This window comes from Chromobacterium alkanivorans (assembly GCF_016937655.1).
Taxonomy (GTDB): Bacteria; Pseudomonadota; Gammaproteobacteria; order Burkholderiales; family Chromobacteriaceae; genus Chromobacterium; species Chromobacterium alkanivorans.
On the sequence record NZ_JAFHKL010000003.1, the window covers coordinates 264,001 to 290,492 of the forward strand.

At 64.8% G+C, this 26,492-nt stretch carries 20 protein-coding genes; 8 read left to right on the forward strand and 12 right to left on the reverse strand.

Annotated features, from left to right (window positions below):
• Nucleotides 1-29: 29 nt before the first annotated feature.
• Entirely contained in the window at nt 30-1,244 is a 1,215-nt protein-coding gene (locus tag JW897_RS07070; RefSeq protein WP_205465631.1) for an aspartate aminotransferase family protein, read from the reverse strand.
• A gap of 371 nt (nt 1,245-1,615) precedes the next feature.
• The gene (locus JW897_RS07075) at nt 1,616-4,234 is read right to left on the reverse strand and encodes a family 20 glycosylhydrolase (RefSeq protein WP_205465632.1); all 2,619 of its coding nucleotides are present in this window, start codon (nt 4,232-4,234) and stop codon (nt 1,616-1,618) included.
• Nucleotides 4,235-4,532: 298 nt separating this feature from the next.
• Between JW897_RS07075 and JW897_RS07080 the strand changes: the two genes are divergently transcribed.
• The gene (locus JW897_RS07080; RefSeq protein WP_205465633.1) at nt 4,533-5,210 is read left to right on the forward strand and encodes a DUF3313 domain-containing protein; all 678 of its coding nucleotides are present in this window, start codon (nt 4,533-4,535) and stop codon (nt 5,208-5,210) included.
• Nucleotides 5,211-5,263: 53 nt separating this feature from the next.
• Here JW897_RS07080 and JW897_RS07085 read toward each other — a convergent pair whose 3' ends face one another.
• From JW897_RS07085 to rimP, 8 genes are all read right to left on the reverse strand, one after another.
• Nucleotides 5,264-5,803 carry an STM3941 family protein gene (locus tag JW897_RS07085; protein WP_205465634.1) on the reverse strand — a complete coding sequence of 180 codons (540 nt, stop codon included), beginning with the start codon at nt 5,801-5,803 and terminating at the stop codon, nt 5,264-5,266.
• Between the two features lie 85 nt (nt 5,804-5,888).
• On the reverse strand, nt 5,889-8,033 hold the full coding sequence (gene pnp / locus JW897_RS07090) for a polyribonucleotide nucleotidyltransferase (RefSeq protein WP_048412378.1): 2,145 nt from the start codon (nt 8,031-8,033) through the stop codon (nt 5,889-5,891).
• Between the two features lie 192 nt (nt 8,034-8,225).
• Nucleotides 8,226-8,495: a 30S ribosomal protein S15 gene (gene rpsO / locus JW897_RS07095; RefSeq protein ID WP_019104449.1), complete on the reverse strand. Its 270-nt coding sequence runs from the start codon at nt 8,493-8,495 to the stop codon at nt 8,226-8,228.
• Between the two features lie 119 nt (nt 8,496-8,614).
• Nucleotides 8,615-9,538 carry a tRNA pseudouridine(55) synthase TruB gene (gene truB / locus JW897_RS07100; RefSeq protein WP_205465635.1) on the reverse strand — a complete coding sequence of 308 codons (924 nt, stop codon included), beginning with the start codon at nt 9,536-9,538 and terminating at the stop codon, nt 8,615-8,617.
• On the reverse strand, nt 9,535-9,954 hold the full coding sequence (gene rbfA, locus JW897_RS07105; RefSeq protein WP_048412380.1) for a 30S ribosome-binding factor RbfA: 420 nt from the start codon (nt 9,952-9,954) through the stop codon (nt 9,535-9,537). The genes truB and rbfA overlap by 4 nt, the downstream gene beginning before the upstream one ends.
• Nucleotides 9,955-10,123: 169 nt before the next feature.
• Entirely contained in the window at nt 10,124-13,051 is a 2,928-nt protein-coding gene (gene infB, locus JW897_RS07110) for a translation initiation factor IF-2 (RefSeq protein WP_043591709.1), read from the reverse strand.
• A 39-nt stretch (nt 13,052-13,090) separates the two neighbouring features.
• Nucleotides 13,091-14,569 carry a transcription termination factor NusA gene (gene nusA / locus JW897_RS07115; RefSeq protein WP_114152467.1) on the reverse strand — a complete coding sequence of 493 codons (1,479 nt, stop codon included), beginning with the start codon at nt 14,567-14,569 and terminating at the stop codon, nt 13,091-13,093.
• A gap of 51 nt (nt 14,570-14,620) precedes the next feature.
• Nucleotides 14,621-15,046 carry a ribosome maturation factor RimP gene (rimP, locus tag JW897_RS07120; protein WP_048412383.1) on the reverse strand — a complete coding sequence of 142 codons (426 nt, stop codon included), beginning with the start codon at nt 15,044-15,046 and terminating at the stop codon, nt 14,621-14,623.
• A 313-nt stretch (nt 15,047-15,359) separates the two neighbouring features.
• Here rimP and JW897_RS07125 point away from each other — a divergent pair, with 313 nt between their 5' ends.
• The 7 genes from JW897_RS07125 to JW897_RS07155 all read left to right on the forward strand — a co-directional run bounded on the left by JW897_RS07125 (nt 15,360) and on the right by JW897_RS07155 (nt 23,725).
• Nucleotides 15,360-17,042 carry a long-chain-fatty-acid--CoA ligase gene (locus JW897_RS07125; RefSeq protein ID WP_205465636.1) on the forward strand — a complete coding sequence of 561 codons (1,683 nt, stop codon included), beginning with the start codon at nt 15,360-15,362 and terminating at the stop codon, nt 17,040-17,042.
• A gap of 132 nt (nt 17,043-17,174) precedes the next feature.
• Entirely contained in the window at nt 17,175-18,302 is a 1,128-nt protein-coding gene (locus JW897_RS07130) for a PilT/PilU family type 4a pilus ATPase (RefSeq protein ID WP_231589188.1), read from the forward strand.
• Nucleotides 18,303-18,309: 7 nt separating this feature from the next.
• Nucleotides 18,310-18,660, forward strand: a complete 351-nt coding sequence (locus tag JW897_RS07135) for an arsenate reductase (protein ID WP_205465637.1) — start codon at nt 18,310-18,312, stop codon at nt 18,658-18,660.
• Nucleotides 18,657-19,790 (forward strand): succinyl-diaminopimelate desuccinylase, encoded by a 1,134-nt coding sequence (dapE, locus tag JW897_RS07140; protein WP_205465638.1) that lies wholly within the window; start codon nt 18,657-18,659, stop codon nt 19,788-19,790. The genes JW897_RS07135 and dapE overlap by 4 nt, the downstream gene beginning before the upstream one ends.
• Before the next feature lie 146 nt (nt 19,791-19,936).
• On the forward strand, nt 19,937-20,566 hold the full coding sequence (locus JW897_RS07145; protein ID WP_048412431.1) for a MarC family protein: 630 nt from the start codon (nt 19,937-19,939) through the stop codon (nt 20,564-20,566).
• Between the two features lie 289 nt (nt 20,567-20,855).
• A complete protein-coding gene (gene ccoG / locus JW897_RS07150) occupies nt 20,856-22,217 on the forward strand; it encodes a cytochrome c oxidase accessory protein CcoG (RefSeq protein ID WP_048412388.1) in 1,362 nt (453 codons plus the stop codon).
• Between the two features lie 113 nt (nt 22,218-22,330).
• On the forward strand, nt 22,331-23,725 hold the full coding sequence (locus JW897_RS07155; protein ID WP_048412389.1) for an aminotransferase-like domain-containing protein: 1,395 nt from the start codon (nt 22,331-22,333) through the stop codon (nt 23,723-23,725).
• 46 nt (nt 23,726-23,771) lie between these two features.
• On the opposite strand, the gene JW897_RS07160 is transcribed toward JW897_RS07155, so the two are convergent.
• The gene (locus JW897_RS07160; RefSeq protein ID WP_205465639.1) at nt 23,772-24,905 is read right to left on the reverse strand and encodes a branched-chain amino acid ABC transporter substrate-binding protein; all 1,134 of its coding nucleotides are present in this window, start codon (nt 24,903-24,905) and stop codon (nt 23,772-23,774) included.
• 102 nt (nt 24,906-25,007) lie between these two features.
• On the reverse strand, nt 25,008-26,489 hold the full coding sequence (locus JW897_RS07165; RefSeq protein WP_205465640.1) for an aldehyde dehydrogenase: 1,482 nt from the start codon (nt 26,487-26,489) through the stop codon (nt 25,008-25,010).
• Nucleotides 26,490-26,492: the final 3 nt, after the last annotated feature.

Below are 26,492 nucleotides of genomic sequence, written 5' to 3' on the forward strand. Positions count from 1 at the left end.
CGACCGCCCGGAATCGGTGCCGCGGGCGCTTATTGACCGGCGACCAGTTCGGCGACGGCCGCGTCGAAACGCGCCAGGCCTTCGTCGATGTCCCGGTCCTCGATCACCAGCGACGGCGCCAGGCGCACCACGCTCAGGCCGGCCACCAGCAACATCAGGCCCTGCTTTTCAGCGGCTTTCAGAAACTCCTTGGCGCGGCCGGCGTAAGCGTCGGTCAGCACGCAGCCCAGCAGCAGGCCCATGCCGCGCACGGTCTTGAACACCTGGTATTTGGCGTTGATCGCGTTCAGGCCGTCGACGAAGCGCTGGTGCTTGGCGCGCACGCCGTCCAGTACCGCCGGTTCGTTCACCAGCTCCAGCACCTTGTGCGCCACCGCGCAGGCCAGCGGATTGCCGCCGTAGGTGGAGCCGTGGGTGCCGATGCCGAAGCTCTTGGCCACTTTCTCGGTGGTCAGCATCGCGCCGATCGGGAAGCCGCCGCCTATGCCCTTGGCGGAGCTGAGGATGTCCGGGGTCACGCCGTATTCCTGGTAGGCGAACAGCGAGCCGGTGCGGCCTACGCCGCTCTGCACTTCGTCGAACACCAACAGCGCGTTGTGCTGGTCGCACAGCTCGCGCGCGGCTTGCAGGAAGGCCTGGTCGGCCGGCATCACGCCGCCCTCGCCCTGGATGGGTTCGATCACCAGCGCACAGGTCTGGTCGGAGATGGCCGCCTTCAGCGATTCGATGTCGTTGTATTCGAAGTGGGCGATGCCGCCCGGCACCGGGCCGAAGCCTTCGGTGTACTTGGGCTGGCCGCCGACGCTGACGGTGAACAGGGTGCGGCCGTGGAAGGAGTTCTTGCAGGCCAGGATCTGGTTCTTTTCCGGACCGAAGTGATCGGAGCCGTATTTACGCGCCAGTTTGAAGGCGGCTTCATTGGCTTCCGCGCCAGAGTTGCAGAAGAACACGCGCTCGGCGAAAGTGGTCTCGGTCAGCAGCTTGCCCAACTTCAAGACCGGCTCGTTGGTGAACACATTGGACACGTGCCACAGCTTGGAAGCTTGCTCGGTCAAGGCCGCCACCAGCTGCGGGTGGCAGTGGCCCAGCGAGTTGACGGCGATGCCGCCGGCGAAATCGATGAATTCGCGGCCGCTCTGGTCCCATACGCGGGAACCCAGGCCCTTGACCGGAATGAAGCCGGCCGGGCCGTAATTGGGGACCATGACCTGGTCGAAATCGGCGCGCGTGACAGTATTGCTCATCTTGATGGTTCCCTTCCTGCTCTATCGTTTGTTTCTTATCCGTCTGATGAAATCCAGGCCAGTCGTGGTGCCGGCTTTATCGACGATTTCATGAAGTTTCAATGATTCTAAGGTAAGCCCGTCGCAAACCCATATCCGGTTTGCGACACCGCCGTATACATTCCTTGATACAGCGCAATAAATTTTGTCCGACAACATCCATTACAACGGGCAACTGTGCCCAATCCGGCTGCGAGCGCCGCCCCCCGGCGCGCTGCGGGATCATCAAGATAGATCAACATGATTGCCTTATCAATGGTCGGCACCGCAATCCACGATGAAAAACGCCCGGGCCAGCGGCCCGGGCGTTCCTGCCTTGCCGACATCAGCGCTCAGTCGCCGCGAACCTCCTGCCGGCTGAAGCGCGCGCCGTCGCCGCTGACGCCGCGCCAGTACCGCGCCTCGGCGCCCTCGCCCGGCCGGTAGCGCGTCCAGCTGCGCCCGTCCGGCGAGAACTGCAGCGCCTGGCCGGGGAACTCCGTCAGCACGCCGGCCGTTCCGCTGGCCACGCCCGGCGGCGCGATGCGCAGGCCGATGCCGGCGCGCTCCAGCTTGGCCGTCTCGCGCCAGCCCAGCACCGCGGCGAACTGCTGCCAGTCCTGGCTCAAGGCCGCGCGGTCCACCAAGTGGCTGACGCCCAATTGGTAACGCTCGCCCTGACGATACGGCCGTTCCCAGCCGGCGCGGTGCCAGGCGCGTTCGGCCAGCGCCAGCAAGCGCGGATAGGCCATGTACTCGAACTGGGCGTCGCTGCGCATCACTTCGCTCCAGGCCTGGCCCTGGATGCCGGCGAAGCGCGCCGGCGCGGCCTCGCTGGGCACTTCGAAGGCCTTGCCCTGGCGGTCCGGCATCACTTCGGCGTTCTGCGGCAGATTGTCCGGCGCGAAGCTGAACACCTTGTAGCTGTCGGTGGCGCGCGAGGCCCAATAATAGCCGCGCTCCTTGGGATTCAGCTCATAGGGGAAGTCGAAGTACAGATAGTCCGGCATCGCCAGCACCGTCTGGAAGCCCTTGTTGGCGAACTCGTGCGCCTCCTTGGCCGCGCCCCAGAACAAGGTGTCCCACTCGGTGACCATCACCTTGGCGGTGGCGAAGTCCTTGGGCGATTTGGCGCCCTTCAAGCCGTCCTGCCAGGCGCCCATGGTGGCGATGCCGTGGCGCGCGACGATGCGGCTGACGTCCTCGGCGAACTGCAGCGGCAAATCGGCGACGGTTTTACCCGGCCGCTCCGCCAACAACGCGCGGCAGGCCGGCGAGCGCGCCCAGGGTTTGTCCTGTTCCGCCAGCTTGATCTTGCCTTTGCCGGCATCGTTGCCGGACACGTCTTGGAAGCCACCGCCCAGCAGAATGTTCTTGGCCTCGTCGCCGCCGAAATGCCAAGTGGCGAGCGGCGCGCCGGCCTCGCGGTGCATGGCGGCCACTTCCGACACCACCTTGTCGACGAAGCGCGGCACGCCGGGCACGCAGGGATTGACATAGGTGTGGCGGTCGTAGAATTGCACCGACAGGGTGTTGGAGCGGTCTTGCGGATCGATCAGCCGGTAGGCCGCGGCCGCCTCCGGCTGGCCCAACTGGCTGAGGTGGCGGTAGCGCCGCTCCATCGCCATCACCGCCGCGCGCGCGTGCGCCGGCATGTCGATTTCCGGAATCACCTCGATGAAACGCGCCTTGGCGTAACGCAGCAGTTCCACATACTGCTCGCGGCTCAAATAGCCGCCGCCGGAACGGTTGTCCGGACCCGAGCCCAGTTGCGGCAGCAGGCAGCGGTCCTCGTTCAGGTCGTGGCAACGGCGCGCGCCGACCTCGGTCAGCTCCGGCAGACCGTTGATCTGCAAGCGCCAGCCCTCGTCGTCGGACAGGTGCAGATGCAGCTTGTTGAGCTTGTAGGCGGCCATCTGCTCGATCAGGCGCTTGAGCGTGGCCGGCTGGCGGAAATTGCGCGCCACGTCCACCATGAAGCCGCGGTGGCCGTAGCGCGGCGCGTCTTCCACCGTCAGCGCCGGAATCTCGCCGCCGCCCTGCGGAATCAGGCCCAGCAAGGTCTGCGCGCCGTAGAACAGGCCGGCGGCGTCATGCGCGTCTATGCGCGCGCCGCCGCGCCCCACCCGCAGGCGGTAGCCGCCGGCGACGGCGATGTCGGCCGGCAAGCCCTTGACCACGGCGCCGCTGACCGGCAGGCCCTGCTCGGCCAGCCCCAGCTGGCGGCTGCGTTGCGCCAGCGCCGCGCGCGCGTCCGCGGGCAAGGCCGGCAGCCGCCAGCTCAGCCCCGCCGCCGCCGCCTTGCCGCCGTCGCGCTTGACGCGCAGCGCGGCGGGAATCACCCGCGCGGCCACGTCGGCGGCGGCCAGCTGCTGGCCGCGGCGCGCGAATTCGCGGTAGCGCTCGCCAGCGTCCATCAAGGGCCTCGCCTCGCCCGCCGGCGACTTCCATTCGTCTCCCGGCAGCGGCAGCAAATAGCTGGCGTCGTCGTCGTCATTGCGCGCCAGCACCGCCGGCGGCTGGCCGTCGGCCACCAGATAGGGCCGCGGCAGCACGTCGCTGTTGTGCAACATCCAGTACTCGGCCACCAACGGCAGCTCCAGCTTGGCGCCGGCGGCGATGCCAGCGAAGCCGGGCTTGGGCGTCAGCCGGTACAGGTCGCCGGTCAGATGAGTCAGCGCGAAGTCCGGGCTGTCCAAGCGCAGTAGCCGGCGGATGCTGTGCAGGTACAGGCTCCACTCCTTGGCCGGCACCGCGGCCGAGCCGTGGTTTTGCAGGATCAGCCGCCCTTTCAGACAGCTGCCCCAGTCCGCGCCCAGCTCCACGCAGGGCGCGCCGGCGGCCGCCCCCTTATTGCTGTCCACCGCCATGTTCAGCGACAAATCCCGCGCCAGCGCCGCGACATCCGGCTGCGCCCAAGCCAGCGCGCTGGCCGACAACAGGCCCGCCGCCAATAGTTGTTTCGTCCTCATGCTCACCTCTGCGATTTGCGTGGCGCGCCGCGCGGCGGAACTCCCCCGCCGCGCCTCCCGTACCTCATCCGCATGCCACCGTGGGCACAGGCTAACTGGTATTAATGTGGTATTCAATGTTCAAGATCAAAATCGCGCTCTCCCGCCGCGGACGACTAACATGAGAGGGCCGGAATGCAAAGATCTGTGAAGCCCGGGAACGCCCGCGCCATGCCGCCGGTCTAGCCGCGGTTGCCGCAAAATCCGTCATCGCCGGCGGGCCGCGCGCCGCCCTTCAACCCTCATTAGGAGCGCATCGATGCGCAAGACTCTCGCCCTCGGCCTGCTGTTGCTGGCCGCCCTGCCCGCGCTGGCCCAGGACGCCTCGGCCCCGCAAACCGTGTTCAGCCTGCCGCTGACGGCGTTCAAGGCCGCGGACCGCGACGCCTCGCAAAAGCTGTACCGGGCGCCGGACGCGCAGCTGAGCGCTTACAAATCCATCGTGGTGGAACCGCTGTACTTCATGCGCCACCAGCCGGACGGCGACTGGCAGCTGCTGCAGAGCGGCGAGGAGAACCGGATCGCCGCCTATTTCCAGCAACGGATGACCGAGGAATTGCACAAGGTGGGCATCCCGGTCAGCCGCGAAGCGCTGCCGGACAGCGCCCGCCTGCGCGTGGCCGTCACCGGCATGGCCCAGGAGCGGCCGGGCGTGGAAGCGCTGGACATCCTGCCGATCAAGGCGGTGTTCAATCTGGGCCGGCTGGCCGCCGGCAAGGAGCCTTATCTGACCAAGGTGGCCAGCATGGCGCAGCTGGAGGACGCCAACAGCGGCAAGCTGCTGGCCGGCAGCGTCAATCTGCGCAAGGGCGACAAGAGCCGCCAACGCGGCGAGCCGGTCAAGCTGGAGAGTCTGCAAGGCCTGATCGACGACTGGTGTCGCGATAGCGCCAGGCTGCTGGCGCGCGGGATGGCAATGAAGCCGGCCCTGCCCTGAAAAGCGAGCAAGAAAAACGCCGAGGGCAAAGCGCTCGGCGTGAATATCGACGGCTACAGCCAGCCGGCGGGCGCCGAGCTATAGCGTTGATGATAGCGCCCAAGCAACACGAGCAAATCATCGAAACTCGCCTGCAAGGCGGTGGAAGAAATGGCGATCGGACTGCCATAGCATATGAAATTGAAATGGCTGAATAGCCGCGCCACCGGCCCCAGCCGGCTCAGGTACTTGCCCGGCGCTCTCACCTTGATGATCAAAAACTGCTGACCGCGCCCCGCCGAGACTTCCCAGCCGACGATGTCCGCCCAGGGAATCAGCCCGACGGCGATCTGGCTGGAATGGTCCGACAGCCCTTGCGCGTTGAACACCAGGGCCGGCTTGCGCTGCAGGCATTGACGCAGGCCTAGCAGACAGCAAGCGCCGAAGAAGACCATCGCCGCGCCTCCGGCGCCATAACGCCGGACCAGGCTAACCTCCGTGTCCGGCGCAGTCCACATCGCATAGCCGACGGCGACAAAAGCCAGGCCGGCGACGATCAGCAACAGCACCTTGCCGCCGCCGAACTCGATACGAATCTCATCCATCGCGCTCATCTCGCAGTCGTAAAAAACCCCCTGCCAAGGCAGGGGGTGGGGCTAGCCGGCGGCCGCTCCCGAAAGAAGCGGCGCTCAGGCTGGCTTACTGGGTTTTCAGGCCGAAGGAGTCGGCAGTCGCCTGCGCGGTCTTGGCTTCTTCTTCCAGCAGGGCCTTGATGGACAGGCGGATGCGGCCGCGGTCGTCCATTTCTATGGCCTTGACCTTCACTACCTGGCCTTCTTTCAGATAGTCGGCCACGTTCTTGATGCGCTCGTTGGCGATCTGGGAAATGTGGACCAGACCATCCTTGCCCGGCAGGATGGACACGATGGCGCCGACGTTGTTGTCGAGGATCTTGACCACGGTGCCTTCGTACACCTTGCCCACTTCCACTTCAACGGTGATCTCTTCGATGCGCTTCTTGGCGGCTTCCGCGCCTTCGTTGCTGACCGAAGCGATGGTGATGGTGCCGTCTTCTTCGATATTGATCTCGCAGCCGGTGTCCTTGGTGATGGCGCGGATGGTTTCGCCGCCCTTGCCGATCACTTCGCGGATCTTGTCCGGGTTGATCTTCATCACGTACAGACGCGGAGCGTGGGCGGACAGCTCTTGCGGGCCGTCCACGGCTTCCTTCATCAGACCCAGGATGTGCATGCGGCCTTCTTTGGCCTGATCCAGCGCCACCTGCATGATGTCCTTGGTGATGCCCTGGATCTTGATGTCCATCTGCAACGCGGTCACGCCTGCGGCGGTGCCGGCCACTTTGAAGTCCATGTCGCCCAGGTGATCTTCATCGCCCAGGATGTCGGTCAGCACCGCGAAGCGGTTGCCTTCCAGGATCAGGCCCATGGCGATGCCGGCCACGTGCGCCTTCAGCGGCACGCCGGCGGACAGCAGCGACAGGCAGCCGCCGCAGACCGAAGCCATCGACGAGGAGCCGTTGGATTCGGTGATTTCCGACACCACGCGCATCGAGTAGCCGAATTCGGATTCCGGCGGCAGCACGGCGACCAGCGCGCGCTTGGCCAGGCGGCCGTGGCCGATTTCGCGGCGCTTCGGCGGGCCCATGCGGCCGGCTTCGCCGGTGGAGTACGGCGGGAAGTTGTAATGCAGCATGAAGCGCTCGGTGTACTCGCCGGCCAGCGCGTCGATGATCTGCTCGTCCTGCTTGGTGCCCAGCGTGGTCACCACCATGGCTTGGGTTTCGCCGCGGGTGAACAGCGCGGAACCGTGGGTGCGCGGCAGCACGTTGTTGCGGATGCTGATCGGGCGCACGGTGCGGGTGTCGCGGCCGTCGATGCGCGCTTCGCCGGCCAGGATCTGACCGCGAACGATTTCGGCTTCCAGGCCCTTGAAGATGCCCTTGATCTCATTGGCCTTCAGGGTGTCGGTGTTTTCGTCGATCAGGCCGGACTTGACCGCGTCCCAGGCTTCGTTGATCGCCACGGTGCGGGCCTGCTTCTGACGCAGGCGGAAGGCGTTGGCCAGTTGCTCGCCGGCGATGGCGCGCACTTGGGCGATCAGCTCTTCATTGGCTACCGGAGCGGCCCAGTCGAACATCACCGGGTTCACTTCGTCGGCCAGTTCGTTGATGGCCTTGATCGCGGCTTGCAGCTGTTCGTGGCCAAACACCACGGCGCCCAGCATCACGGCTTCCGGCAGTTCCTTGGCTTCGGACTCCACCATCAGCACCGCGCGCTCGGTACCGGCAACCACCAGATCCAATTCGGAGGTGGCCAGCTCGGTGCGAGTCGGGTTCAGGATGTATTCGCCATTGGCGTAGCCCACGCGCGCGGCGCCGATCGGGCCGGCGAAAGGCAGGCCGGAAATGGCCAGAGCGGCGGAAGCGCCGATCATCGCCGGGATGTCGGAATCCACTTCCGGGTTCAGCGACATCACGGTGGCGACGATTTGCACGTCGTGGAAGAAGCCTTCCGGGAACAGCGGGCGGATCGGACGGTCGATCAGGCGGCTGGTCAGCACTTCCTTCTCGGACTGCTTGCCTTCGCGCTTGAAGAAGCCGCCCGGGATCTTGCCGGCGGCGTAGGTGCGCTCCAGGTAGTCCACGGTCAGCGGGAAGAAGTCCTGACCCGCTTTAACGTTCTTGCCGCCCACCACGGAGACCAGCACGACGGTGTCTTCAACGGTGACGATGACGGAGCCGGACGCCTGACGGGCGACTTCGCCGGTTTCCAGGGTGACGGTGTGACGGCCGTACTGGAAAGATTTGGTGATTTTATTGAACACAGGGTTTCCCTAATCTTTTGTGTGTGACGAATAATCGCAAGCCGAAAAAACAACGGGAACCCCTAAAAATTCCGACCAACAGCGCCGATCCGAATTTTTAGAGGCTCCCCCCGTTGTTACAGCAATAATGCTCGCGATCTTGATGCGGCATGAAAAAGTCGCAGCACGCTGCGACTTTTCCAAAACCCAACCTTACTTGCGCAGGCCCAGGCGAGCGATCAATGCGCGATAGCTATCGGCATCGGTGCGCTTCAGGTAATCCAGCAGACGACGGCGACGGCTTACCAGCTTCAACAGGCCACGACGGCTGTGGTGGTCCTTGGTGTTGGCTTTGAAGTGCGGGGTCAGGTCGTTGATGCGAGCGGTCAACAGAGCCACTTGCACTTCGGACGAACCGGTGTCGCCTTCGCTGCGCTGGAAGTCTTTAACGATGTCTGCTTTTTGAGCGGCGGTCATTGCCATTTGGGGTAACTCCAAATTATCAGTAGGGGTTTTTCAACCCGACAAGTGCAGCGAGCAGCCATGGCCTAAACCCCGGCAACCCATCAACACTCCGGTTGCGGCCTAAAGGCCGCCGGCGTTCAAGGCGTCGCCGCCTTGCTCGCCAGGAGCCGGATCGGATGCAGGCGACCATCGTCGCGCGCCTCGCCCAGCCCCAAGAATTCCCGGCTTCCCTCGCGGTAAATCCGGAAACGCTGCATTTTCGCACATTTTTCGGCAAAACGCACGGGCTGTCCGTGCATGAATTTCCCGGCCTCGTCGGCCGCCAGTTCCGCCTCGGGCAGATGGCGCACCAGGATGTCGGCCGGCAGCAACAGCCCCTCGCGCTGCGGCATTTCCAGCGCCTCGATATCGGCCAACTGCAAGGCCTCGTCCAGCGTGAAGCCGCCGGTGGCGGTGCGGCGCAGGCCGGTCAGGTGAGCGCCGCAGCCCAGGGCTTCGCCGATGTCGCAGGCCAGGGTGCGGATATAGGTGCCCTTGCTGCACAACACCTCGATCACCGCGCTGTCGCCGTCCAGGCTGATCAGCTCCAGCTTGCGGATATGCACCCGCCGCGCCTCGCGCTCGATCTCGATGCCGGCGCGCGCGTACTCGTACAAGGGCTTGCCCTGGTGCTTGAGCGCCGAATACATAGGCGGCACCTGGGAGATTTCGCCGCGGAAGGCCGCCATCGCCGCCAGCAGGCCGTCGCGGTCGAAAGCGACCGGGCGCTCGGACACCACCTCGCCTTCCACGTCGCCGGTGGTGGTGACCACGCCGAACTTCACCGTGGCGCGGTAGCCCTTGTCGGCGTCCAGCAGATAGGAGGAGAACTTGGTGGCCTCGCCCAGGCACACCGGCAACAGTCCGGTGGCCAGCGGGTCCAGCACGCCGGTGTGGCCGGCCTTGGCGGCGTTCAGCAGCCAGCGCGCCTTTTGCAGCGCGCCGTTGCTGGAAATGTCGTAAGGCTTGTCGATCAGCAGCACGCCGTCTATCGGGCGGCGATTGCTGCGCGGCTTGCTCATTCCTTGCCCTCGGCGCCGTCCTCGCCGGATGCGGCTTCCTGGCCGCCGAACTTCTCGGCGTCCTCGCGCGCCACCTGATTGATCAGGCTGGTCATGTGCATGCCGCGCTCCACCGATTCGTCGTAGACGAAGTGCAGCTGCGGCGTGGTGAAGATCTTGATGCTGCGGCCCAGCTCGGAGCGCAGATAGCCGGCCGAGCTTTCCAGCGCCTCTTGCGTCGCTTCGCGCGTCTTCTCGTCCATCACGGTGTAGAACACCTTGGCGTGCGAATAGTCGCGGGTCACTTGCACCAGGGTGATGGTGATCCAGCCGGCGCGCGGATCTTTCAGGCCCTTGCGGGTCAGTTCCGCCAGTTCGCGCTGAATCTGCTCGGCGATGCGGTCGGAACGGGAGAAACCTTTTTTGGCTTTTGCCATATTGCTTCCAATCAACTTTGCGCGGCGTCGCCGCCGCTCAAGGCCACGAAACCCACGAAATGACACGGCCTGGGCCGCCATGTCATTTCGTGGTTTTCGCGGCGAAATTAAAAAAGGCGAGCGCCCGCCGACCTCACGGTCAGACCGGCGCCCGCCCCTGGCGTCTCGCTTACAGAGAGCGCGCCACTTCCACGATTTCGAACGCTTCCAGCTGGTCGCCTTCTTGGATGTCGTTGAAGTTTTTCAGCATCAGGCCGCATTCGTAGCCCTGCTTCACTTCCTTCACGTCGTCCTTGAAGCGCTTCAGGGAGTCCAGTTCGCCGGTATGCACCACCACGTGGTTGCGGATCAGACGGATCGAAGCAGTGCGCTTGATCATGCCGTCGGTCACCATGCAACCCGCGATATTGCCCACCTTGGACACCGGGATCACCTGACGGATTTCCACCGTGCCCAGGATCTGCTCTTTCTTCTCCGGAGCCAGCATGCCGGACAAGGCCGCTTTCACTTCGTCTACCGCATCATAGATGATGTTGTAGTAGCGGATGTCCACGCCCTCGCTCTCCGCCAGCTTGCGGGCGGCGGCGTCGGCACGGGTGTTGAAGCCGATCACGATGGCCTTGGAGGCGATCGCCAGGTTGACGTCGGACTCCGAGATGCCGCCCACGCCGGAGTGCAGAATGCCCACGCGCACTTCGTCGGTGGACAGCTTTTGCAAGCTGCCGGCCAGCGCTTCGTAAGAACCTTGCATATCGGCCTTGATGATGATGGACAGGGTTTGCACCTCGCCCTCCGCCATCTGCGCGAACATATTTTCCAGCTTGGCCGCCTGCTGCTTGGCCAGGCGCACGTCGCGGAACTTGCCGGCGCGGAACAAGGCGATTTCACGCGCCTTCTTCTCGTCGGTCAGCACCATCGCGTCCTCGCCGGCCTGCGGCACGTCGGACAGACCCAGGATTTCCACCGGAATCGCCGGACCGGCGGATTCGATGGCCTTGCCGTTTTCGTCCATCATGGCGCGAACGCGACCGAAAGCGGTGCCAGCCAGGACCACGTCGCCCTTCTTCAGGGTGCCGGACTGCACCAGCAGCGTGGCCACCGGGCCGCGGCCCTTGTCGAGGCGAGCCTCGACGATGATGCCCTTGGCCGGGGCGTCCACCGGAGCTTTCAGCTCCAGGACTTCGGCTTGCAGCAGAATGGCTTCCAGCAGCGCGTCGATGTTCAGGCCCATCTTGGCCGACACTTCAACGAACTGGGTGTCGCCGCCCCAGTCTTCCGGCACCACTTCGTGCGATACCAGTTCCTGGCGGATGCGCTCTACGTTGGCGCCCTGCTTGTCGATCTTGTTCACCGCCACCACCATCGGCACCTTGGCCGCTTTGGCATGGTGAATGGCTTCGATGGTTTGCGGCATCACGCCGTCATCGGCCGCCACCACCAGCACCACGATGTCGGTGGCTTTGGCACCGCGGGCACGCATCGCGGTAAACGCTTCGTGACCCGGGGTATCCAAGAAGGTGATCATGCCGCGCGGGGTTTCCACGTGGTAGGCGCCGATGTGCTGGGTAATGCCGCCGGCTTCGCCCGCGGCGACCTTGGCGCGGCGGATGTAGTCCAGCAGCGAGGTCTTGCCGTGGTCGACGTGACCCATCACGGTCACCACCGGGGAGCGCGGCAACTCGGCCATTTCCACGGTTTCGCCGCCGCCCAGCTCCAGATAGGCTTCCGGATCGTCGGCCTGAGCCGCCTTAGGCACGTGTCCCATTTCTTCCACCACGATCATCGCGGTTTCCTGGTCCAGCACCTGATTGATGGTTACCATCATGCCCATCTTCATCAGCGCTTTGATCACCTCAACGGCCTTAACGGCCATCTTGTGCGCCAAGTCGGCAACGGAAATGGTTTCCGGTACCAGCACTTCGTGCACGATAGGTTCAGTCGGCGCTTGGAAAGCGTGCTGATTGTTCTGCTTGTGACGGTTTTTGCCGCCGCGGGATTTCCAGTCGTTGCCGGCATCGCCGCCCTTGGTCCTCAGACCGCGGCCGCCCTTCTTGCCTTCATCCCAGCGATCGCCGCCCTTCTTGTTGCCGCCGCCCTTCTTGGCGTCGGGACGGCCGGCCACCGTAGCCGGAACCACAGGAGCGCCGGGAGCGCCGGCAGCTGCCGGACGCGGACCGCGGTTGTCGCCCGCCGGACGCGGACCACGGTTATCGCCTGCCGGACGCGGGCCACGATTGTCGCCTGCCGGACGCGGGCCGCGGTTATCGCCTGCCGGGCGCGGGCCGCGATTGTCGCCCGTCGGGCGCGGACCGCGGTTGTCGCCTGCCGGACGACGATCGTCGCGGCGCGGTTCGTCACGGCGTGCCGGCTCCGCGGCGCGTACCGGCTCGGGAGCCGGCGGCGGCGGAGGCGGCTGCAGCGCGGCCTGGCGGGCAGCCTGACGGCGTTCTTCGCGCTCGATCTTCTCGCGCATCAGCGCTTCCTGACGGGCGCGGAACGCGGCTTGACGCTTTTCTTCCGCTTCGCGGGCGGCAATCTCTTCCGGGGTCAGGATGGACGCCACGGTGGGACGCTGCGCCGGCGCGGCCGGCTTGGGAGCGGCCGGCTTGGCGGCTTCCTGACGCGGCGCTTCCGCCGGCTTGGACTCGGGCTTGGCTTCCACCGCTTTCGGAGCGGGTTCCGGCTTAGGCTCGGGCTTGGCTTCCGCTTTCGGCTCGGGCTTGGCCTCTACCACCGGCGCCGGTTCCGGCGCCTTCACCGGTTCGGCCGGGCGGGATTCCGCCGCGGCGGCGGGCTGAGCCGCAGACGCCTCTTCCGGACGCACCACGAAACGCTTCTTGCGGGTCTCCACCTTGACGGTGCTGCCGTCGGCGGTCTTGATCTCGCTGGTAGACTTGCGCGTCAGGGCGATGCGCGACTCTTCGTCGCGCGCGCCGTGGGAGCGCTTCAGATAGTCTAGAAGCTGGGTCTTGTCTTGCGCGGATAGCGCGTCATCCGGCGAACGCTTGCTCACGCCCGCCGCGCCCAGCTGCTCCAGCAGGCGCTCCGGGGTGAGATTCAGCTCACTGGCAAATTGTTTTACGTTTGTCAAAACCATGCGTCTTCCCAAATTCTGTAAATTCTTTCCGGACAGGCCTTACTGGTCGAACCAGTGCTCGCGCGCCTTCATGATGACGGCGCGGGCGGTCTCGGCTTCCATGCCGGTCATGTCCACCAGATCGTCCACGGCCAAGTCGGCCAGGTCGTCGCGGGTGATCACGCCGCCTTCGGCCAGCTTGCGAACCAGCTCGGCGTCCAGGCCCTCGATATCGCGCAGGCCATCGGAAACGCTTTCCACCTTTTCTTCGGACGCAATAGCCTGTGTTAAAAGAGCGTCACGTGCGCGGCTGCGCAGATCGTTGACCAGCTCCTCGTCAAACCCTTCAATCTCCAGCATTTCCGCAATTGGCACATAAGCCACTTCTTCCAAAGCGGCAAAGCCTTCTTGCACCAGTACGGTGGCGACATCCTCGCTCACGCCCAGGGCGCTTACGAACAGATCACGCACGGCGGCGTCTTCCGCCTGATGCTTTTCTTCAGCCTCGGCAACGGTCATGATGTTGAGGTACCAGCCGGTCAACTCGGCGGCCAGCTTGACGTTCTGGCCGCTGCGGCCGATGGCCAGCGCCAGTTGCTCCTCCTCCACCACCACGTCCATGCTGTGGTTGTCTTCGTCCACCATGATGCGGCTGACTTCAGCCGGCGACAGCGCGTTGATCACGAACTGAGCCGGTTCCGGCGCCCACAACACAATGTCGATGCGCTCGCCGCCCAGCTCCTGGCTGACCGACTGAACGCGGGAACCGCGCATGCCGATGCAGGTGCCCTGCGGATCGATGCGCGCGTCGTTGGCCTTGACGGCGATCTTGGCGCGCATGCCGGCGTCGCGCACGGCGGCCTTGATCTCCAGCAGACCTTCGTCGATTTCCGGCACTTCCAGCTCGAACAGCTTGGTCAGGAAATCCGGAGAGGTGCGCGACAGCACCAGCTGCGGGCCGCGACCCAGACGATCGATGCGCAACAGGAAAGCCTTGACGCGGTCGCCCACGCGCAGGTTTTCCTTGGGGATCATCTGATCGCGCGGCAGCACCGCTTCCAGCTTGCCGCATTCGACGATGGCGTTGCCGCGCTCGATGCGTTTGATGGTGCCGGTCACCAGGTGCTCGCGGCGCTGCAGGAACTCGTTCAGCAGCTGCTCGCGCTCAGCGTCGCGAATGCGTTGCAGGATCACTTGCTTGGCGGTTTGCGCGCCGATGCGGCCAAACTCCACCGCCTCCATCGGCTCTTCGATGAACGCGCCCACTTCAATGCGCGGATCGCGCTCGCGCGCGTCGATTACGCCGATTTCCTTGCTTTCCGATTCCAGCAGTTCGTCTTCCACCACCAACCAGCGGCGGAAGGTCTGATATTGACCGCTGTGGCGGTCGATTTCGACGCGCACGTCCATCTCGTCATCGGTAAACTTTTTCTTGGTTGCCGAGGCAAGCGCCATCTCAAGGGCGGAGAACACCACATCCTTGCTGACATTCTTTTCGCTCGCCAGGGCATCCACCAGCAACAAAATCTCGCGACTCATTCATTCCTCTCCGATTTTTGTCCTTTTGCGTGGCTTATGGCCGTCCAGACATCAAAACTCAGGCTCCAGCCTGGCCTTGTCGATATTGGCAAACGGAATCGCCACGATGCGGCCATCCACATCCAGCTTCACAGAGTCTTCCTCGACCCCGGCAAGACGACCGGTAAATTTCTTCTGCTGCTCGATCGGCATGCGCGTCTTGATCTTGGCAAGCTTTCCGGCGAAGCGGACGAAATCAGCCTCTTTCTTCAGCGGACGGTCCAAGCCCGGCGAAGACACTTCGAGTCGCTCGTAGTCGATGTTCTCGACCATGAAAAGGCGGGTGAAGTGATTGCTCACCTGGACGCAATCTTCCACGGTGATGCCACCCGGCTTGTCGATAAAAACGCGAAAACCGCCCCCTGGGGTCATTTCAAGATCGACCAACTCGTAGCCGAGACCCGGCAGGGTGTTTTCCAGCAGCAAACGAACATCCATTGCTTTTTCCACAAATAAAAAATGGGCGAAACGCCCATCCCTAACCGACGCGATTGTAACCTATTCCATTGAAAAAGAAAACCGGCGAACCGCCCCCCTCCAACGGGACGCGACGGCTGTTTGCGCCGGACTTCTTTGCGAGCGGTTCCAGTTACGGTACATTACCGGGCACTCAAACAGCAGTTTGACGTCATGAGCGGCCAAGCCGCCGCGACATAACAAATATATAGTCACCAAATAGGTACGACGCCCGCCGGCGCGCGACACGCTGGCGCGACTCTCGTTAACCAGCACGATGGAGAAACCGGGATTTATGGAAAAGGTGTGGCTCAAAAACTACCAGCCGGGCGTAGCTCACGAAATCGACATCAACCAGTTTCAATCCGTGGTCGAGGTCTTCGACCGCAGCGTAAAGAAATTCCATGACCGCCCCGCGCTGGCCTGCATGGGCAAAGAGCTCAGCTATCGCGAGATGGACCAGCTCTCCGGCCAGTTCGCCTCCTATCTGCAGCATGAGCTGAAACTCCAGAAAGGCGACCGCGTCGCGGTGATGATGCCCAATCTGCTTCAATATCCTGTCGCGGTGTTCGGCACCCTGCGCGCCGGCGGCACCGTGGTCAACGTCAACCCGCTGTACACCCCGCGCGAGCTGGAGCATCAGCTGAAGGACTCCGGCGCGGAAACCATCGTGATCCTGGAGAACTTCGCCAATGTGCTGGAGCAGGTGCTGCCGCGCACCCAGGTCAAGCACGTGATCGTGGCCTCCATCGGCGAGATGCTGGGCTTCGCCAAGGGCATGCTGGTCAACTTCGTGGTGCGCAAGGTCAAGAAGATGGTGCCGCCGTGGCGCCTGCCCGGCCATGTCCGCTTCGGCGACGCCCTGTCCCGCGGCGCGCGCGCGCCTTACCGGCCGGTGGAGCTGGGCCATGAGGACATCGCCTTCCTGCAATACACCGGCGGCACCACCGGCGTGTCCAAGGGCGCGATGCTGCTGCACCGCAATATCGTCGCCAATATGCTGCAGGCCGGCGAGTGGGTGAAGCCGGTGATCCGTCCGGGACAGGAGATCATCGTCACCGCGCTGCCGCTTTATCATATCTTCTCCTTGACCGCCAACCTGATGGTGTTCACCGAGGTGGGGGCGCTCAACATCCTGATCACCAATCCGCGCGACATTCCCGGCTTCATCAAGGAAATGAGCAAGTACCCGATCACCTGCATGACCGGGGTCAACACCCTGTTCAACGCGCTGCTGAACAACCCCGAGTTCGCCAAGCTGAACTTCTCCACCTGGCGCCTGGCGCTGGGCGGCGGCATGGCGGTGCAAAAGGCTGTGGCGGACAAGTGGAAGCAAGTGACCGGCGTCACCCTGGTGGAGGCTTACGGCCTGACCGAGGCCAGCCCGGCCGTGTGCATGAACCCGCTGGATCTCGCCGCCTACAACGGCGCCATCGGCGTGCCGGTGCCCTCCACCGAGATGCAGCTGCGCGACGCGGACGGCAAGGAGGTCGCCCCCGGCGAGCAGGGCGAGCTGTGCATCCGCGGCCCTCAGGTGATGAGAGGCTATTGGAACCGGCCGGACGAAACCGCCAAGGTGCTGAGCCCGGACGGCTTCCTCGCCACCGGCGACATGGCCATGCTGACGCCGGACGGCTTCGTCAAGCTGGTGGACCGCAAGAAGGACATGATCCTGGTGTCCGGCTTCAATGTTTACCCCAACGAGATCGAAGACGTGGTGGCCGGCCACGCCGGCGTGCTGGAAGTGGCCTGCATCGGCGTGCCGGACGACAAGTCCGGCGAGGTGGTCAAGGTCTTCGTGGTGCGCAAGGACCGCGCGCTGACGGAAAAGGACATCATCCAGCATTGCCGCGACAATCTGACCGGCTACAAGGTGCCCAAGCTGGTGGAGTTCCGCGACGAACTGCCCAAGACCAATGTCGGCAAGATTCTGCGCCGCGCGCTGCGCGACGAGAACAGCGGCGCCAAACCCGCCTGATCCATGCAGACGCCATGAAATCGCCGCCGCCCGTCCTGTCGGGCGGCGTTTTTTTTGGCCGCGGGACGGCTACACTTTAAAACAGCCGCTCCATTGATGAACCTTGCCGCTTCCGGGTGCACGATTATGTTGATGCTGCCGTTTTTCAAATTGATGGCCGAACGCCGCGCCAGCGATCTGTTCTTCACCAGTTTCTCGCCGCCGATGATCAAGCAGAACGGCGAGCTGCTGCCGCTGAACGAAAAACCGCTGACCGCGGACATGGTCAAGCAACTGGCCTACAGCCTGATGAGCGAAGAAGAGATAGGCGTCTTCGAACAGGAACGCGAGATGAACCTGGGCCATCCGGTGCCCGGCCTCGGCAGCTTCCGCATCAATATCTTCTGGCAACGCGGCTCGGTGGGCATGGTGGTGCGCTACATCCTGCCCAATATTCCGTCGCTGGATCATTTGCAGCTGCCGCCGGTGCTCAGCGAGCTGATCAAGCTCAAGCGCGGCCTGATCCTGGTGGTCGGCTCCACCGGCTCCGGCAAGAGCTCCACCGTGGCGGCGATGCTGCAAACCCGCAACCAGAGCATGAGCGGCCACATCCTCACCGTGGAGGACCCGATCGAATTCCTGTTCCGCCACGACAAATCCATCGTCAACCAGCGCGAAGTCGGCTTCGACACCCTCTCCTACGCCCGCGCGCTGAAGAACGCGATGCGCGAGGCGCCGGACGTGCTGATGATAGGCGAGATCCGCGACCCGGAAACCCTGACCCAGGCGGTCACCTACGCCCAATCCGGCCATTTGTGCATTTCCACGCTGCACGGCAACAACAGCTATCACATGCTGAGCCGGGTCATCAATTTCTTTCCGGCGGAAAGCCGCGCCGCGCTGCTGATGGACCTGTCCTCCGCGCTGAAGGCGGTGGTTTCGCAGCGGCTGATCCCCACCGTGGACGGGGCCCGGGTGCCGGCGATCGAAATCCTGATCAACACCGCGCGCATTTCGGAGTTGATCCGCAACGGAGAGATAGACAAAATCAAGGAGGCCATCGAAAGCAGCATGAGCGATGGTTCGCAAACCTTCGAACAGGCGTTGTACCGGCTCTACAGCGCCGGACGCATCAGCCTGGACGAGGCCCTGAGAAACGCCGACTCGCCCACCAACCTGTACTGGTTGATCAATCAGAGCAAGGAAAAAGCGGCGAGCGGCGACGATAAGCAAACCGGCGGCGAGCCGCCAAGCTTCGACAGCATCAAACTGGACCTGTAACCCACCCATGATTACTCTTTACGGCATCCCCAATTGCAGCACCGTCAAAAAAGCGCGCCAATGGCTGAGCGACAACGGCCTCGACTACCACTTCCATGATTTCAAGAAACAGGGCGCGGACGCCGCCAGCCTGGAGCGCTGGGCCGACGCGGTCGGCCTCGCCAAGCTGATCAACCGCCAGGGCACCACCTGGCGCGCGCTGCCGGACGAGGTCAAGGCCGGCGCCGAGCAACTGCCGGCCGCGCTGGCGCTGATGCAGGCCAACCCCTCGGTGATCAAGCGCCCGGTGCTGGACGCCAGCGGCAAGATCAGCGTCGGCTTCGTCGAAGCCGACTGGGCGGAGCGCCTGCTGAAATGAGCGCAACCTTAGAACTGGCGCGGCAGCTGATCCGGCTGGATTCGGTGACCCCGCGCGACCAAGGCTGCCAGGAGCTGATGATAGCCCGGCTGGAAGCCATAGGCTTTCGCGTCGAGCGCATGCGCTTCGGCGACGTCGACAACTTCTGGGCGCGCCGCGGCGACGCCGGCCCGCTGGTCTGCTTCGCCGGCCACACCGACGTGGTGCCCACCGGCCCGCTGGAACAATGGGACAGCCCGCCGTTCGAGCCCACCGTCCGCAACGGCCTGCTCTACGGCCGCGGCGCCGCCGACATGAAGGCCTCGCTGGCCGCCTTCGTCACCGCTTGCGAGGACTTCGTCGCCCGCCATCCTGAACATCCCGGCTCCATCGCCCTCCTGATCACCTCGGACGAGGAAGGCGTGGCGGTGGACGGCAGCGTCAAGGTGGTGGACGCGCTGGAGGCGCGCGGCGAAACCATAGACTATTGCATCGTCGGCGAACCCACCTCGGACCAGGCGCTGGGCGACACCATCAAGAACGGCCGCCGCGGCTCGCTGTCCGGCCATTTGATCGTGCACGGCATCCAGGGCCACATCGCCTACCCCCACCTGGCCAAGAACCCGGTGCATCTGATGGCGCCGGCGCTGGCCGAACTGGCGGCGACGCGCTGGGACGAGGGCAACGCCTTTTTCCCGCCCACCAGCTGGCAGGTGTCCAACATCCACGCCGGCACCGGCGCCAGCAACATCATCCCCGGCCATTGCGACATCCGCTTCAACTTCCGTTTCTCGCCGGAGAGCACCGCGGAATCGCTGAAGGAGCGCGTCTGCGCCATCCTGGATCGCCACGGCCTGGGCTACGAGCTGCACTGGCAGCTGTCCGGCCAACCCTTCCTGACCCAGCCGGGCAAGCTCACCGAGGCCCTGGGCCGCGCCATCGCCGACGCCACCGGCCGCCGGGCCGAGCTGTCCACCACCGGCGGCACCTCGGACGGCCGCTTCATCAAACGCATCGCGCGCGAGCTGGTGGAGTTCGGCCCGGTCAACGCCACCATCCACAAGCTGAACGAGTGCGTGGAAGTGGCCGACGTCGAGCCGCTGTCCGAGATTTACCGCCGCACGCTGGAGCAATTGCTGAACGCGGACTAAGCCGAATTCCGGCTATGCTGAAACCGGTTGCGCCCGATGGGGCCAACCGGTTTTTTTACGCGGAGCGACCCGGTCTGACGCAGTGCCGACGCTTCCCGTCTCCCGCCTGAATGCGGCGTCCTCCAGCGAAAGGTATGATCCGAACCATGGAAGTCGAAATCGCAAAAATATTCATCGCGCTGCTGGTGCTGGTCAATCCGTTGGGCGCCATCCCCATCTTCATCAGCCTGACGCCCACCTCCAACCAGCTGGAGCGCAAGAAGATCGCCAAGACCACGGCCATCGCCGTGGCCATCGTGCTCTGCCTGTTCGCCGTCGTCGGCGAAACCCTGCTGCGCTTTCTCGGCATCAGCGTCGGCTCCTTCCAGGTGGGCGGCGGCCTGCTGGTGATGCTGATCGCCATCGCGCTGATGAACGCCAAGCCGGGGCCGACCAAGACCACCAAGGTGGAGCGCGAGGAGGCCGAAACCAAGACCAATATCGCCGTGGTGCCAATGGCCATCCCGCTGATGACCGGGCCGGGCACCATCTCAACCGTGATCATCTATGCGACCACGGCCGCGTCGTGGGTACAGGTGGTTTACCTTTTGGTGAGCAGTTTGCTGGTGGCCATCACCTGCTACGGCGCGCTGGTGCTGGCCTCGCCGCTGTCGCGTCTGCTGGGCCAGACCGGCATCAACATCGTCAACCGGGTGATGGGCATGCTGCTGGCGGCGGTGTCGGTGGAGATCATTGTGGACGGGATTTATCGGCTTTTCCCGCAGCTTGCCCGATAAAATCCCGCGAAACCCACAATCTCGGCAGGATTATTGTGCGGCGGCGATCAGCACAGCGCCACGCGGCCGATGCCGGACAAAGCCGGGCCGGCGCCAGGCAGCGCCCGCCGCCCGCACCGGCAAACCCATTGTTTTCACTTGAAGTTTTCACTGGGCGCGGCCAAGCCCGCGCTCCCATCTGTATATAGACAGACGGCGCTGTATACACATTTTCAAAGACAACTGTTCATTGTTTGTACCGATCCCAAGCAGTACTAATAAGGGGTTTTCATCCAATGGTCATTTTGCCATGTCTAGCCAGCAAGCCGTCCCCATCAAAATCTATCCGCGCCTGACCACCGGCCGCTTCAACAACGTTCGGGTGTTCATGGTTCTCGCTACCCAACTGGTGTTCTTCGGCCTGCCCTGGTTGCAGTGGAACGGCAGACAGGCTGTGCATCTGGACCTGGAACAGCACCGCTTCCTGATCTTCGGCCTCACTTTCTGGCCGCAGGACTTCATCTTTTTCGCCGCCTTGCTGGTGATCTGCGCGCTGGGCCTGTTCCTGTGGACCGCGCTGGCGGGCCGGCTGTGGTGCGGCTATAGCTGCCCGCAGACAGTCTACACCCAGATCATGTTGTGGATCGAACGGCTGACCCTGGGCGACCACAACGCGCGCCGCAAACTGGACGCCGCGCCGATGAGCGTGAACAAGCTGACGCGCAAGACGCTGTCGCACGGACTGATGGGCCTGTTCTCGCTGTTCACCGGCTTCACCCTGGTCGGCTACTTCACCCCGGTGCGCGAACTGGCCGCCGCCGCGCCCAGCCTGGCCTACGGCCCGTGGGAAAGTTTCTGGATCCTGTTCTACGGCGGCTTCACCTGGCTGCTGGCCGGCGTGCTGCGCGAGAAGGTCTGCCTGCACATGTGCCCGTACGCGCGCTTCCAGGGCGCGATGTTCGACAACGACACCCTGATCATCTCCTACGACAACCGCCGCGGCGAACCGCGCGGCAAGAGCAAGCAAGCCGCCGACAAAGCGCGCGGCAGCTGCATCGATTGCGGCATCTGCGTGCAGGTCTGCCCCACCGGCATCGACATCCGCAACGGCCTGCAATACGAGTGCATAGGCTGCGCCGCCTGTATCGACGCCTGCGACCAGGTGATGGACAAGATCCATGCGCCGCGCGGGCTGATCCGCTACACCAGCGCCGCCGCGCTGGAAGCCGCCGGCAAGCCGGAACGCCCCAGCGGCAGCCATCGCCCGCGGGTCATCGTCTACTCCAGCCTGCTGGCCGGCATCATCGCCCTGTCCACCACCGCGCTGATCCTGAAAAAACCGTTCAAGGTGGACGTGCTGCGCGACCGCGCGGTCCTGGTGCGCGCCACCGACGACGGCCTGCTGGAAAACAGCTACAACCTGAAGCTGATCAACACCAGTGAACAGGCGCAGCGCTTCAAGATCCAGGTGGAAGGCCTGCCCAGCCTGAAGCTGGACAAGCCCGGACAGATTGTCGAAGTCGCGCCCACCCGGACCGAAACCGTCACCGTGCGGGTGCAGGCCGAACCCGAGCACGCCACCCGCGGCGCGCACGACATCTACTTCGTGGTCAGCTCGCTGAGCCATGACGGTAGTATGATCAGGGAAAAATCCAGCTTCATCGGCGAATGAAGCCGGGACCCGCCGACGTTTTTCGGAAGCAAGCAAACGTCGACGGGCCCAGGCAGTCCATCAGGAGTCATGCCGCGGCGCGACGCCGCCGCGGCCCAACCGCCAGGAATACAATGAGCAAGACCAGTCAACTGAGCCAGCGCTTTCGCCATGCCATCGAGCAAGGCCATCTGCGCCCCGGCGACCGCATGCCCTCGCTGCGCAAACTGTGCCTGGACCACAAGGTCAGCATCACCACCGCCCAACGCGCTTACGCCGAATTGGAAAAGCAGGGCCTGATCGAATCGCTGCCCCGCTCCGGCTTCCGGGTGCTGGGCCTGTCCTCGCTGTCGCTGCGCCAGGCGCCGCCGCTGCCGGACCATCCCGGCGAGTTCCGCGCCGAGCACCTGACCATGGCGCTGCCCATGCCTTGGGGCTGCCCGTTCATGAACCCGGTGCTGATCAACACCACGCCGCTGACCCGCGCGCTGACCCGCGCGCTCAGCGATTACCGCTACGCGCTGTCCAGCACCGACAGCGAAGGCTACGAGGGCTTGCGCCGAGAACTGGCGCTGCGCTACCTGGCCCAGGGCGTGGAGCTGGACGGCGAGGAAATGCTGATCACCTGCGGCGGCATGGAGGCGCTGAACCTGGCGATCCGCTCGGTGGCCCGCCTCAGCGGCAGCGATTGCATGCTGGTGATCACCCCGGCCTTCCCGCCCATCTTCGAACAGCTTGAGCACCTGGAGCTGCGCGCCGTCGGCTTCAACTGTCCGCCGGGGCAGCCGCTGGACCTGGAACGGCTGGAGGCGCTGCTGATCCAGCACCAGCCGGCCGGCATCATCGCCATGCCCAATTTCCAGCACCCCACCGGCCAGGTGATGAGCGATTCGCAAAAAGCCGCGCTGCTGGCGCTGGCGGAACGCCACCGCGTGCCCATCATCGAGGACGACACCTATCGCGAGCTGTACTTCGGCGAAGGCGCGCCGCTGCCGCTCAAGGCTTTCGATCAGCGCGGCAGCGTGCTGCACTGTTCCTCGTTCAGCAAATCGCTGGCCCCCGGCTATCGCGTCGGCTGGATCGCCGCCGGTCGCTTCCGCGACAGCATCCTGGGCCTGAAGCTGTGCAGTTCGCTGGCCACGCCGCTGCCCAGCCAGATGGCGCTGGCGCGGCTGCTGGCCGGCGGCCATCACGAGGACATGCTCAGTCTGCTGCGCCAGCGGCTGCAAAACAATCTGGCCGCGCTGCAACAACAGATCGCCGTCCACTTCCCCGCCGATTGCAGGATGGCGCGGCCGCAAGGCGGCTACTTCCTGTGGGTGGAGCTGCCGCCCGGCGTCGATTGCCGCCGCCTGCTGCCGATGGCGATGCAGCAAGGACTGCACTTCGCGCCGTCACAGATGTTCCACACCCCGGGACAGGACACCGGCAACGCGATGCGTCTGAACTTCAGTTTCTTCGATCCTCTGCAACACCGCACCGGCGTGCCGCTGCTGGCCGAGCTGCTCAGCCCGGCCAACGTCCGCTGAAGCCGGCCCCTTGCCGCCGCCCGGACGGGCGGCGGCCGGCCTCCTGTCACTGCATCACCGCCCGCGTCGTCCACTGGCCGTTTTTGACCTCGGAAATCGTCACCGCCGCCTTATTGAGATCGCCCTTGGCGTTAAAGGAAAAATTGGTGCTGACCCCGGTGTAGCTGAGCTTGGCCAGGACCGGCATGAAACGCGCCGGCTCCACTGATCCCGCCTGCTGCATCGCGGCGGCCACCAGCATCATGCCGTCGTAGAACTGCGGCCCCAGCAGCACCACGTCCTGCTTGAAACGCGCCTGATAGCGCTGGCGGAAAGCCTTGCCCGCCGGCCGATCGTTCAACTGGCCGCCGGGAATGCCGGCGAAGTGGCCGTTGGCGCTGTCGCCGGCCAGGCTGAGAAAGGTCGGCGTCTGCAGCATGTCGCCGCCCAACAGCTTGGCGTCCAGGCCCAGCCGCTTCATCTGCTTGGCCATCGGCGCGGCCTGGGCGTCGGCGCCGCCATAGAACACCACTTGCGGCCGCAAGGGCTTGACCGCGGTCAGGATGGCGGAAAAATCGCTGGCCTTGTCGTTGGTGTACTCGCGGCGGGCGATCTTGCCGCCGCTGGCCTGCACCGCCTTGGCGAATTCGTCGGCGATGCCCTGGCCGTAGGCGGTGCGGTCGTCTATCACCACGATGCTGCTCGCCTTCAAAGTTTGCACCGCGAAGCGGCCCAGCGCCGCGCCCACCTGGCTGTCGCTGCCCACCAGCCGGAAAGTGGTGCGATAGCCCTGCTGGGTGTAAGCCGGGTTGGTGGACACCGACAGCTGCGGAATGCCGGCGGCGGCGTAGATGCGCGCCGCTGGAATCGACACCCCGGAATTGAAATGACCGAGCACCGCCTTGACGCCGGAGTCGACGAAGCGCTGCGCCACCTGGGTGCCGATGCGCGGATCGGCCTGGTCGTCTTCCGCCAACAGCTGGAAGCGCACCGGCTGGCCGCCAACCTGTACCTTGCGCGCGTTCAGGTCGTCCACCGCCAGCCGCGCGGCGTTTTCATTGTCCTTGCCGTAATGGGCCTGCGGGCCGGACAAGGGCGAGGCGAAGCCGATCTTGACCACGGTTTCAGCGGCGGCCGGCCAGGCGCCTATCATCAAGGCGGCGCCGGCAAGCGCCGCCCGCAAGGGGATAATGGGTTTCATCTCGTCTCTCCTTTGTTTTGACATGGTGCTGCGGGAACAGGCCGGCGCCGCGCCTGCGGAGCCGGCCGGGCGCGTCGGCGGCGGATCAGACCGCGCCGGACGCTAGTTCACGTACCAGATGGTCTTGGTCTGCTGGTATTGCTCCAGCGCTTCCAGGCCCTTGTCGCGGCCGCCGAAGCCGGACTGCTTGAAGCCTCCGAAGGGGGTGCTGATGTCGCCTTCGGAAAAGCCGTTGACCGACACCGTGCCGGCGCGCAAGGCGGCGGCGACGCGCTGCGCGCGCTTGACATCGCGGGTGTACAGCGAGGCGGCCAGGCCGTAGACACTGTCGTTGGCCAAGCGCACCGCTTCTTCCTCGCTGTCGAAGGTGCTTACCGCCAGGATCGGCCCGAAGATTTCCTCCTGGAAAATGCGCATATTGGCGCTGACCTGGTCGAAGATGGTGGGCTCGATATACCAGCCGCTGCCCAGCTCGACGTGGATGCGGCCGCCGTGAACCAGCCGCGCGCCCTCGGCCTTGGCCACCTCCAGATAGGCCTTCACCCGCTCGAAATGGGCTTGTTCCACCAGCGGACCCACCTGCACCGTCGGGTCGGTGGGCAGGCCCAGCTTCCAGCCGACCAGCCGCTGCTTGAGCTTCTCCAGCAGCGCGTCCTTGACGCCGGCGGCGACGATCAAGCGCGAGCCGCAGCTGCAGTTCTCGCTCATATTCCAGAACGCGGCGGCCAGCACGTCGTCGACGATGTCTTCCAGCGCCGCGTCCTCGAACACCAGCTGCGGACTCTTGCCGCCCAGCTCCAGCACCACTTCCTTCAAATTGCTGTCGGCGGCGTATCGCAGGAACAAGCGCCCCACCTCGGTGGAGCCGGTGAAGGACACCATGTCCACGTCCGAATGCCGGCCCAGCGCCTCGCCCACCGCCAGCCCGGAGCCGGTGACCAGAGTCAGCGCGGCAGCGGGAATGCCGGCCTGGTGCGCCAGCTGGGTGATGCGGTAGGCGCTGAGCGAGGTCTGCTTGGCCGGCTTCACCACCACCGAATTGCCGGCGGCCAGCGCCGGCGCCACTTTCCACGCGTACATCTGCGCCGGGAAATTCCACGGCAGCACCGCGCCCACCACCCCTATTGGCTCCTTGACGATGAAGCCCAGCGCCTCCGGCCCGGTGGGCGCCACCTTGCCGTAACACTTGTCTATCGCCTCCGCGTACCAGGCGAAGGTGTCCAGCGTGGCCGGCAGATCGGTGTTCAGGCATTCGGTGATCGGCTTGCCGGCGTCGATGCAGTCCAGCGCCGCCAGCTCCTCGGCGTGCTCATGCAATAGCGCCACCCAGCGCTGCATCGTCTGCTTGCGCTCGGCCGGCGGCCGGCGCGACCATTCGCCGGACTCGAAGCAGGCGCGCGCCGCCGCCACCGCGGCGTCGACGTCGGCGGCGTCGCCGGCGGCGACATGGCCGATCAGGCTGTTGTCCATCGGCGTCCGGTTCTCCAGCCGCTCCCCACTGCCCTCATGGCCGGGAATCAGCAGGCCGGCCCACAAGCTCCCGGCGCGGGCGCTGTCGAATACCACTTCCTTGTTCAATGCCATCTC